Source organism: Kribbella albertanoniae (genome assembly GCF_004348455.1).
Taxonomy (GTDB): domain Bacteria; phylum Actinomycetota; class Actinomycetes; order Propionibacteriales; family Kribbellaceae; genus Kribbella; species Kribbella albertanoniae.
In genome coordinates this window covers 1-9595 of sequence record NZ_SMKA01000331.1, presented here as the reverse complement: position 1 = coordinate 9595, position 9595 = coordinate 1, and the positions used below count along the sequence as shown (strand labels likewise).

The following is a 9595-nucleotide window of genomic DNA, read 5'->3' as shown; positions in this document are numbered from 1 at the left end:
CTCATGCCCCACATACCCCCTGAGCGTGTTCAACGCCCGATGCTGTGCGACCCTCACCGCCCCCGGTGTCATCCCCAGTGCCCGGCCGGTCTCCTCGGCTGACATCCCCGCCACCACCCGGAGCCGCAGGATCTCCCGCAGCTTCTCCGGCAGCTTCTCCAGCAGGTCCATGATGTGCTGGACCTCCGAGTGCCGGACCGCGTGCTCCTCAGGCGTCGGCGACTCGTCAGCGCCGTCCGGCAGGTCCGGCGTGGTGACGTCGGCGACCGCGAACGCACGCTGGGCATCGGCGACCTTGCGGGCGGCGATGCCGTAGACGAAGGCCTCGAACGGCCTTCCCTCGTCACGGTACCGGCCGAGCGCGCCGAAGACCGCGACACAAACCTCTTGGGCGACGTCATCGACCATGTCGGCGCCACCGGGATAGGTCCACAAACGGGACCGAACATAGCGGTGCGCGACGGCGCGCACCCGTGTGAGCAGGTCGTTAAGAGCTGTACGGTCCCCGTTGCCGGCAAGTGCGGCTAGATCCCTGAGCTCGACCCGGTCGTGGGTGTGCGGTACTCGGACCTCAGTCACCCCTCGCCCCCTCGTGTCGGACCGGTCAGCGTGAAAGATGGTACGGCTCTCATCTCTGCTTTGCCTAGTGGCAATCCGTGGCCACTACTGGCCACTTCATCACGATCTGTGACTACCGGCCCGTACGACGGCCAGCGCCTCGATCTCCTCGGTCACCAGCGCCGCCGGATCGACGCTCATCCCGTGGAAATGCCCGGCCAGTTCGAGGGAAAGCACACCATGCACGCGGGTCCAGAACAGCAAGCCACGATGAACAGCCGGTTCCCCGGCGGCTTCGAGGATCACGGCCATCACCTGATCCGAGATCGCCGTGGTGTCGGCCGGCGCGTGATAGCCGGGCACGGGCGTCCCGTAGATCAAGAGGTACCTGTGTGGATCGACGAGTGCCCACTCCCGGATCGCCCGGGCCAGCCCGACCAGATCCGCACCACCGTCGTACGCCGCTCGTGCGGTGTCGGCGAGGCTGCGATAGGCGTCCCGGATGAGCGCGGTGATCAGCTCGTCCCGATTGGCGAAGTACCGGTAGAGCGCGGGGCCGCTCATCCCCATCTGCTTGGCGATCGCGTTCAGGGAGAGCGCCGAGACACCTGCCGTGGCGATCTGCTCCCACGCGTGCTGCTTGACCTCGTCCCGCACCTGCTCGCGGTATCGCTCCCTCGGACCCATGGTTAGAACCTCTCACTTTTCTTATTGACTCTCAACCCAGAAGCGTTATAGCTTCTAACTATCGCAAGAGCCACTAAGGAGACCTGATGAGCATCACCGCCCTGATCGCCGCCACCGCACTACTCGCCGGCCCCGTGCCCGCCACCGCGCCAACCCCACTGACCTGCCAGGGGCAGAGCGTGGATCAGACCGCCAAGATCAGCTACCGGAACGAGATTTTCGTCAAGGCATCGGTGAGCACGGTCTGGAAGCTGCAGACCGATGTGAAGAACTGGCCGCGCTGGCAGCAGCCGGTCGCCACCATCGAGCGCCTCGACCGCGGCCGACTCCGCCCGGGATCAGCCTTCCGCTGGACCACCCCGGTCCCGGCGACGCCCTCGACGCCGGCAACCACGCTCGTGATCACCTCGACGATTCACCAGCTCAAGCACAACCAGTGCCTCCGCTGGAGCGGCCCGGCCATCGGCGACGGCCTGCGGATCGACCGCGGCGTCCACGTCTGGACCTTCGAGCGCGTCCCCGGCGGCACCCTCGTCCGCACCGAAGAAACCTGGACCGGCCCCCAGGTCGAGTCCATGCCCGACCTCTCCCGCCAGTTCCTCGCCCAAGGCCTCGACACCTGGCTAACCGACCTCAAAACCACCGCCGAACAGGGCCGCTGACGATGCCCGCCGCCACCCGCCCCTCGCGCGGAATCCTGATCGCCGCCTGGATCTTCCCGGTGATGGTCCTGACCGGCTTCGCCTTCCTCGGCGGCATTCCAGTCCTCGTCGTACTCGTCAAAGCCATCCGGCAGCACACCCTCCGACTCTGGGCCGCACTGCTCACCACCGCGTACGCCGTACCCGTCGCCCTCTGGCAGCTCGGCCCGAGCGACGCCCCGAGCCTGACGAAATACCTGAGCCCGCTCATGACCTACCTGCTCGCAGCCGCCGGCATCACCGTCGCCCTCGCGGCAACCGCCGTACGACGTCGGTCCTGGTCCTAGGAAAACTTGAGGGGATCTCCCCGCAGGTTGTCCCTTCTCCCCACAAGTATTGAGGGGAGAACCAGCACTTTGAACGGATATCCGGGCTCCTGTCCGCTAGTACAGCCCCCCACACATCCAGCAACAGAGCCCGGTATCCGCTCGTGTTGCCGGGCGCGGGGTGGGGCGGGCGACGAGCTGAGCTGCAGGGCGTCACTACGACTCTGGGCTGCACTGCTCACCCACCGCGTACGGCGTCGTGTCAGGCGGGTGGCTCGAAGTGGAGCAGGTGTGAGGCCTCGCGGCCTGCCCAGTCGATCGGCGTCCGGCCGGTCTCTCGCCAGCCCGCCCGCCGGTACAGCGCGATCGCCGCAGAGCCCTGGGTCTCAACCACCTCGAGGACGAGCTGCCGCCCCAACGCGGCGGCAGTGATGACGCCGTGCTCAAGCAATCGCCGCCCGACACCCGCTCGCGTCACCTGCGGATCCACGAACAACCGCTCGATCGCCGCAACCCCGGGCCGTTCCGACGTCAGTACGACGTGGCCCACCACCCGGCTGTCGATGACAGCCACCCAGCAGCCGAGCCGGTCGATCGGGGTCAGCCACGCACGCGGATCGGCGCCGGCCAGTTCACCGGGTAGCCGGCGAGCTCGTGCACGTCGCGCAGCAGCTCCACACAGATGTCCAGGTCCGCGTCGGACCGCTCCCGAATCATCACCACACGATCAACCCAACCACACAAAGAACACCGCCCCGGCACACGAGGTGCCGGGGCGGTGCTGTGGAACTACTGCCTGAGGTCAGTGACCGTGGCCGTGGCCGTGACCGGCTGCGGCGGGCTCTTCGTCCTCGGGCTTGTCGACGACCAGGGTCTCGGTCGTCAGCAGCAGCGCGGCGATGGAGCCGGCGTTGGCGAGCGCGGAACGCGTCACCTTGACCGGGTCCAGGACGCCCTGCGCGAGCAGGTCGCCGTACTCACCGGTGGCGGCGTTGAAACCGCTGCCGATCTCGAGCTCGGCAACCTTCGAGGTCACGACGTAACCCTCGTAGCCACCGTTCTCGGCGATCCAGCGCAGCGGCTCGACGACCGACTTGCGAACGATCCGGACCCCCGCGAGCTCGTCGCCCTCGAGGCCCAGGCCGTCGTCGAGCACCGTGGCAGCGTGCACCAGAGCAGAGCCGCCACCGGCGACGATGCCCTCTTCGATCGCGGCGCGCGTCGCGGAGACGGCGTCCTCGATCCGGTGCTTCTTCTCCTTGAGCTCGACCTCGGTGGCCGCGCCGACCTTGATCACGCAGACGCCGCCGGCGAGCTTCGCCAGCCGCTCCTGCAGCTTCTCGCGGTCCCAGTCGGAGTCGGTCCGCTCGATCTCGGCCTTGATCTGGTTGACCCGGCCCTCGATCTCGTCGGCCTTGCCGGCACCCTCGACAACAGTGGTGTTGTCCTTGGTGACGACGATGCGGCGCGACGTACCGAGCACCTCGAGGCCGACCTGGTCGAGCTTCAGCCCGACCTCCGGCGCGATCACCTGGGCGCCGGTGAGGGCAGCCAGGTCCTCGAGCATCGCCTTGCGGCGGTCACCGAAGCCCGGCGCCTTGACGGCGACGGAGGTGAAGTTGCCGCGGATCTTGTTCACCACGAGGGTGGACAGGGCCTCGGCCTCGACGTCCTCGGCGATGATCAGCAGCGTCTTGCCGGACTGCACGACCTTCTCCAGCAGCGGCAGCAGGTCCGCGATCGCGGAGATCTTGCCCTGGTGGATCAGGATGTACGGGTCCTCCAGCACCGCTTCGCCGGCCTCGGCGTCGGTGATGAAGTACGGCGAGATGTAACCCTTGTCGAACTGCATACCCTCGGTGAACTCGAGCTCGGTCCCGAAGGTGTTCGACTCCTCGACGGTGATCACACCGTCCTTGCCGACCTTGTCGAACGCGTCCGCGATCAGGGTGCCGATCTCGGCGTCCCGGGCGGAGATGGTGGCGACGTGGGCCATGTCGCCCTTGTCGTCCACCGGCCGGGCGGTCTCGACGAGCCGCGCGGAGACGGCCTCGACAGCCGCCTCGATCCCGCGCTTGAGGCCCATCGGGTTGACCCCGGCGGCGACGGCCCGCAGGCCCTCGTGCACCAGCGCCTGCGCCAGCACCGTCGCGGTGGTGGTGCCGTCACCGGCGACATCGTTGGTCTTGGTGGCGACCTCCTTGGCCAGCTGCGCACCAAGGTTCTCGAACGGGTCGTCCAGCTCGACCTCACGGGCGACGGTCACACCGTCGTTGGTGATGGTCGGGGCGCCCCACTTCTTGTCCAGGACGACGTAGCGGCCCTTCGGGCCCAGCGTCACCTTCACCGTGTTCGCGAGCTTGTCGACGCCACGCTCCAGCGCGCGCCGAGCGTTCTCGTCGAACTCGAGGATCTTCGGCATGAAGAAAACCAGTCCTTTTCTGAATGTCTCGCGTAGCAGGCTTCGATCCAGGTCCCACTGCCCTGACCGGCTCCGCCCCGGTGCCAGAGGCGGCCGGGGCGGTGTCAGTCAGGAACAGTGGGCGGTCGTCACTTGCTGACGACTGCGAGGATGTCGCGGGCGCCCAGGATCAGGTAGTCCTGGCCGTCGTACTTGACCTCGGTGCCGCCGTACTTGGAGTAGATGACCTTGTCGCCGACAGCGACGTCCAGCGGGACGCGGTTGCCGTTGTCGTCGATCCGGCCCGGACCGACGGCGAGGATCTCGCCCTCCTGGGGCTTCTCCTTGGCGGTGTCCGGGATCACCAGGCCGGACTTCGTGGTCTGCTCGGCTTCGAGCGGCGCGACGAGGACACGGTCCTCGAGCGGCTTGATCGTGACCGACACTTGCTGACCTCCACGGTCGATTCGCATTTTTGTCTGTGGTGCTGCGCGGTCGCGCTCCCCTGCCGTCGCGGGGCTCAGGAGGCCGGACCGTTGGCACACTCACTAGGAGAGTGCCAACACCGAATCTAGGCCGCGATTAGCACTCGGTCAACTCGAGTGCCAGATCAATCTCGCCACCGGGTCTCCGGGAGTGCTCACTCCGGGCAACTCCTGACCACGCACCGGAGTCTGACTCGCTGACAGGAACCCGATCGGACGGGGTCCGGATCTTGGAGAGGGTCACCATGTCCATGCGTCTCCTGAAGTCCACCATCGCCGTGGCCGCACTCGCCGTCACGCCCCTGGTCGCCGCGGCCGCCCCCGCCTCCGCCGCACCACTCAGCCAGTGCGACTCCGCGACGTTCAAGAAGGTCGGGAGCGGCTGGACGGTGTTCGTCCCGGGCGAGTGGGAGAGCACCAGCACCACCTGCAACCTCAAGTACGGCGACAACCCGCACCGCGACCCGAAGAACCCGTTCGGCGACCCGACCCGGGCCATCCAGGCACTGCAGAGCAACCTGAACTACTGCTACGGCTCCAAGCTGGCCAAGGACGGCCGGTACGGCGCCAAGACCCGCGACGCCGTGAAGGCCGTCCAGAAGAAGCTCAAGCTCACCGCGGACGGCGTCTACGGCCCACAGACCCGGTCGGCGATGAAGTGGCGGATGTACAACCCGACCACCAAGACCTGGAGCCAGGGCTGTTACGACAAGCTCTGAACGTCACCGAGCGATTACTCCGGCAACCGCCGGCGCACCGCCGGTGTCCCACAGGCACCGGATCCCGATCGGACGGGATCCGAACTTGGGGAGGTCACCATGATTGTTCGCCTTCGCAAGACTGCCGCCGCACTAGCCACGGCCGTCCTCGTCGTCACCCCACTCACCGCCGCCACAGCGTCCGCTGCGCCGATGGATCAGTGCCAGGGAGCCGTCTTCCGGAACGTCGGTGGCGGCTGGCAGGTCTACCACCCGGAGATCTGGGAGGACCACCCGCGCCCCTGCAACCTGAAGTACGGCGACCTCCCGGACCGCAACCCGAAGTACCCGTTCGGCCAGCCGGCCAAGGCGATCCTGGCCCTGCAGAGCAACCTCAACTACTGCTACGGCTCCAAGCTCACCAAGGACGGGCTGTACGGCGCCAAGACCCGCGACGCCGTCAAGTCCGTGCAGAGGAAGCTCAGGATCACCGTGGACGGTGTCTACGGCCCGCAGACCCGGTCGGCGATGAAGTGGCGGATGTGGAACCCGAAGACGAAGGTGTGGAGCCAGGGCTGCTACGACAAGCTCTGAGCATCCAAGCATGTGCAGATAGTGGTCACGCGCTGGCCTAACCCAGGCCGGCGTGGGACCGTCTTCTCATGGCTTTCACCCTCCCCAAGCTGCCGAAACTCTCCGGCCGCACCCTCGTGGTGCTCGCCGCCGTAGGTGCGTTGGCAGTCGGTGCGGTCGCGGCGAACGCCTCCAAGAAGCAGCAGGCGGCAGCGCCGAAGCCGACCAGCGGCCAGGCCGCACCGGTCGCCGCAGACAAGGCCACCGACCAGGTCTCGCTCGAGGCAGCAGCTGCAGCCGAAGCCAAGCTGGTTCAATGCCGCTCCGCACGACTCATCCCGGTCAACAAGACCTGGGGCATCCCGATGCCGTCGGTCAACGGCAGCCCCAGCACCAACTGCAACCTCAAGTACGGCGACACCCCGCACCGCGGCTCCGACCGGACCGGTGATCCCCTGACCGCCATCCAGGTCCTGCAGCGCAACCTGAACTCCTGCTACGGCACCAAGCTCACTGTCGACGGCATCTACGGCAAGAACACCCGCGCCGTGGTCACCATGGTTCAGCGCAAGCACAAGATCGTCGTGGACGGCATCTACGGCCCCAAGACCCGCTCAGCGATGAACTGGCGTCTCTACTCCACCTCCACCCGCAGCTGGAGTAAGACCTGTTCCAGCCCGCTCTAGAGTGTGCGGGTGACTCTCACCGGCCTCTTGGACAATCCCGAGGTCTTGGCGGCCGCCTGCGCGGAGTACCAGGTGGGTCGAGAGCTACAGGTCGTCGAAAAGCTCCGACGCCGGTACGACGGCGCCCTGGTGAGCGCTGCGGTCACACAGGCGGCGCTGCGCCACCGGGCGATCGCCAAGTTCGGTGCGGACGCAGCGCGGATGTACTTCACCCCGGACGGCTACGAGCAGTCCACCCGAACCGTAGTGGGCACCCACCGGGCCGCACGGATCGCTGCGGCCCTGCCGGGGAGCAGTGTGATCGATCTGGGCTGCGGAATCGGTGGTGACCTGATCAGCGCCGCCCGCGCCGGCCTGCGAGTCACTGGTGTCGAGCGTGATCCCGAAACAGCCGCCGCGGCCCGCGCCAACCTCGCTGCGCTGGATCTGCCGGGCGAGGTGCTCGTCGGCGACGCCGAGTCCGCGGACCTCACGCCGTACGACGTAGTGTTCGCCGATCCGGCGCGGCGCGCAGACGGGCGACGGGTGTTCGATCACAACGCCTACTCGCCGCCATGGACCTTCATCACGGGACTGCTGGAGCGGACTGCTTGTGTAAAGGTCGCGCCCGGGATCCCGCACGACGCCGTACCGGATGGGGTTGAGGCTGAGTGGATCAGCGACGCGGGTGAGGTCAAAGAGGCCGCGCTGTGGTCGGGCGCTTTGTACTCCGGTACTGCGCGACGGGCGACGCTGTTGCCGGGTGGTGCGACTGTCACGGAGGCGCCGGAGACCGATAGCGGTCCGGTTGGCAACTACTTGTACGAGCCGGACGGCGCCGTCGTACGGGCTGGTTTGGTCACAGCCGTGGCCGCTGCGGTCGACGGGTGGCTGCTGGATCCGCGGATCGCTTACGTGACCGCGGACAAGCTCGTGCCGACGCCGCTTGCTTCGGCGTACGAGATCGTCGAGCAGTTGCCCTACAAGGAGAAGGCGTTGCGTGCCTGGGTTCGCGCTCAGGACATCGGCACCCTCGAGATCAAGAAGCGCGGCGTCGACCTGGACCCCGCCGTTCTCCGCAAGAAGCTCGCCCCCAAAGGCACCACCTCGGCCACGCTCGTCATCACCCGCATCGGCCGCGACGCCGTCGCCTACTCCTGCCGCCGCGCCTGAAGACCCATCGTGCGACCCGGCTTGCGTTCGCAATGTATTCGAACATATGATCGACCGAAGAGCGGGCCCCCGGGTGATTAGCCGGCGGACGAGGTGCTGCGTCCAGTTGATGCACTCCCCGGGGGCCCGCCACTAAAACGTCACGCCCCCGCAGCAACCCGTTCACCCGACTTCGCCAAGCTGTGCGAAAGAACCGGTCGGCCGCTGACCGCTCACCTGGGGACGAGCGGCACCTCCGCCCCAGGCCTATACCCGCCGCCGCGCCCTCCCCCGCGCTACGGCCACCGCCCCCACCAAGCACGTCACCGACCCACGCGCTCTGCGGCGCCGGTGGACGATCTGGTGGCGACGCGGCACACGCTGACCATCGGTGGCCGAATCCACGGCAGCGCCCCTCGGACCGGGGGCCTGAACACCCCGGCATGGGCGTGAACAGGTAATACCTTGGCTGCACCCACCGCATCCTGTTCAACCCCACGCCCAGCCGACACTCTGGGCGGCACTTCACGGATCCCTACCGCCACGGATCCCTACCGCCGAATGTCAGCACCCCGCTGCGGTCGACCCGACATCTCGGCCCAGCACCCGAAGACCGGACCCCAGGCCCATCACAAATGCCCGCCGGCACCCGGCCCCCGTTCCGACCGGCGCCACAACCGCACTTGTGATGGCGTACCGGTCCAAGAACCTCGCCGCCCCACCCCGGAACCCGCGGCGCGGGGCACACCTTGCGCCGGCCAGGGCGAACCACCTTCCCAACCTCCCGCGCCCACTTTGAGCACCGCTCAACCATCCGCACACCCCGTACGCGGCTGGCGCGTGCCCAAGGTGCCCCACCACGCACCTTGAGCACCGCTCAACCACGCGCACGCGCGGAACGTGACTGGCGGGTGCACAAGGCGGCCGGGCACGCACCTTGAGCACGGCTCAACCATCTGCAGACCCGCTGCGCGGCTGGCGGGTGCACAAGGCGGCCCCGCCACGCACCTTGAGCACCGGTCAACCACACGCACGCGCGGAACGTGACTGGCGGGTGCACAAGGCGGCCGGGCACGCACCTTGAGCACGGCTCAACCATCTGCAGACCCGCTGCGCGGCTGGCGGGTGCACAAGGCGGCCCCGCCACGCACCTTGAGCACCGGTCAACCACACGCACGCGCGGAACGTGACTGGCGGGTGCACAAGGCGGCCGGGCACGCACCTTGAGCACGGCTCAACCATCTGCAGACCCGCTGCGCGGCTGGCGGGTGCACAAGGCGGCCCCGCCACGCACCTTGAGCACCGGTCAACCACACGCACGCGCGGAACGTGACTGGCGGGTGCACAAGGCGGCCGGGCACGCACCTTGAGCACGGCTCAACCATCTGCAGACCCGCTACGCGGCTGGC

Annotated in this window: 11 protein-coding genes; 6 read left to right on the top strand and 5 right to left on the bottom strand. The window is 67.8% G+C overall.

Annotated features, from left to right (window positions below):
* A partial coding sequence (gene shbA, locus E1261_RS40065) for an RNA polymerase sigma factor ShbA (RefSeq protein WP_132414981.1) occupies positions 1–579 on the bottom strand: 579 nt, incomplete at its 3' end.
* 99 nt (positions 580–678) lie between these two features.
* The gene (locus tag E1261_RS40060; protein WP_132414980.1) at positions 679–1245 is read right to left on the bottom strand and encodes a TetR/AcrR family transcriptional regulator; all 567 of its coding nucleotides are present in this window, start codon (positions 1243–1245) and stop codon (positions 679–681) included.
* Between the two features lie 86 nt (positions 1246–1331).
* Between E1261_RS40060 and E1261_RS40055 the strand changes: the two genes are divergently transcribed.
* Positions 1332–1907, top strand: a complete 576-nt coding sequence (locus E1261_RS40055) for an SRPBCC family protein (RefSeq protein ID WP_132414979.1) — start codon at positions 1332–1334, stop codon at positions 1905–1907.
* Between the two features lie 2 nt (positions 1908–1909).
* Positions 1910–2233 (top strand): hypothetical protein, encoded by a 324-nt coding sequence (locus E1261_RS40050; protein WP_132414978.1) that lies wholly within the window; start codon positions 1910–1912, stop codon positions 2231–2233.
* Between the two features lie 241 nt (positions 2234–2474).
* Here the strand turns inward: E1261_RS40050 and E1261_RS40045 are convergent, their stop codons facing one another.
* The 3 genes from E1261_RS40045 to groES form a co-directional block, all read right to left on the bottom strand.
* Positions 2475–2786, bottom strand: a complete 312-nt coding sequence (locus E1261_RS40045) for a GNAT family N-acetyltransferase (protein ID WP_238176741.1) — start codon at positions 2784–2786, stop codon at positions 2475–2477.
* A gap of 228 nt (positions 2787–3014) precedes the next feature.
* Complete coding sequence (gene groL, locus E1261_RS40040; RefSeq protein WP_132414977.1) at positions 3015–4634, bottom strand: chaperonin GroEL; 1620 nt, start codon at positions 4632–4634, stop codon at positions 3015–3017.
* A gap of 128 nt (positions 4635–4762) precedes the next feature.
* Positions 4763–5059: a co-chaperone GroES gene (gene groES / locus E1261_RS40035; RefSeq protein WP_130384566.1), complete on the bottom strand. Its 297-nt coding sequence runs from the start codon at positions 5057–5059 to the stop codon at positions 4763–4765.
* Positions 5060–5343: 284 nt separating this feature from the next.
* Here groES and E1261_RS40030 point away from each other — a divergent pair, with 284 nt between their 5' ends.
* The 4 genes from E1261_RS40030 to E1261_RS40015 all read left to right on the top strand — a co-directional run bounded on the left by E1261_RS40030 (position 5344) and on the right by E1261_RS40015 (position 8207).
* Positions 5344–5817, top strand: a complete 474-nt coding sequence (locus E1261_RS40030) for a peptidoglycan-binding domain-containing protein (RefSeq protein ID WP_132414976.1) — start codon at positions 5344–5346, stop codon at positions 5815–5817.
* A gap of 99 nt (positions 5818–5916) precedes the next feature.
* Positions 5917–6390: a peptidoglycan-binding domain-containing protein gene (locus tag E1261_RS40025; protein WP_132414975.1), complete on the top strand. Its 474-nt coding sequence runs from the start codon at positions 5917–5919 to the stop codon at positions 6388–6390.
* Between the two features lie 68 nt (positions 6391–6458).
* Positions 6459–7055 (top strand): peptidoglycan-binding domain-containing protein, encoded by a 597-nt coding sequence (locus tag E1261_RS40020; RefSeq protein WP_132414974.1) that lies wholly within the window; start codon positions 6459–6461, stop codon positions 7053–7055.
* Between the two features lie 9 nt (positions 7056–7064).
* A complete protein-coding gene (locus tag E1261_RS40015) occupies positions 7065–8207 on the top strand; it encodes a class I SAM-dependent methyltransferase (protein ID WP_238176740.1) in 1143 nt (380 codons plus the stop codon).
* The last annotated feature ends 1388 nt before the right edge of the window (positions 8208–9595 follow it).